Raw genomic sequence first — 583 nt, 5'->3', positions numbered from 1 at the left:
ATCGTTCCGGTGCGCGCATTCTGCTTGTTGCCTTCGGATCGCCAATTCAGGAGCAATGGCTTCAGCAATACCGTCATCTGCTGCGTGTTGATACCGCGTTGGCTGTTGGAGGGCTCTTTGATTTTTATTCAGGCCGCATCGCGAGAGCGCCTATGTGGTTTCGCAAGCGCGGGCTTGAGTGGGTTTGGCGGTTAGCGATGGAACCGCGCAATAAATTCCATCGGTATGTGATTGGAAACCCTAAATTTCTTTGGCGCTGTTTCTGGCAGCTTAAAAAAGTTTCTTAAAAGGAGAGAAGCAATGAAATCGATACAGAGTAAACATCTTGGCTTGAGCCCTTTATTACAACGCGCGATCGCGTTAGTGGGCCTAATTTTAATCAGCCCTGTGCTCTTAATTACGGCCTTGTTAATTCGGCTCGAAAGCCCCGGAAGTCCCATTTTTACCCAAACACGCGTTGGGCTTCATGGTCGGCGTTTCGCATTCTATAAGTTCCGCTCGATGCGTGTTGCCTCAGATCCGAAATACGTTGATGTCAGCACGATCAAAAGCGATCGAGATGGTGTATGTAAGAAGCTTTTTA

The 583-nt window shown here is 48.4% G+C and carries 2 protein-coding genes; both read left to right on the top strand.

The annotated features are described in order from the left end of the window. A partial coding sequence (locus A3751_RS01655; RefSeq protein WP_156492176.1) for a WecB/TagA/CpsF family glycosyltransferase occupies window positions 1-287 on the top strand: 287 nt, incomplete at its 5' end. A 13-nt stretch (window positions 288-300) separates the two neighbouring features. Beyond that, on the top strand, window positions 301-583 hold a 283-nt coding region (locus A3751_RS01650; RefSeq protein WP_197466094.1), incomplete at its 3' end, for a sugar transferase.

The organism is Oleiphilus sp. HI0080, assembly GCF_001635135.1.
This window is presented reverse-complemented; position numbering and strand designations above follow the sequence as displayed.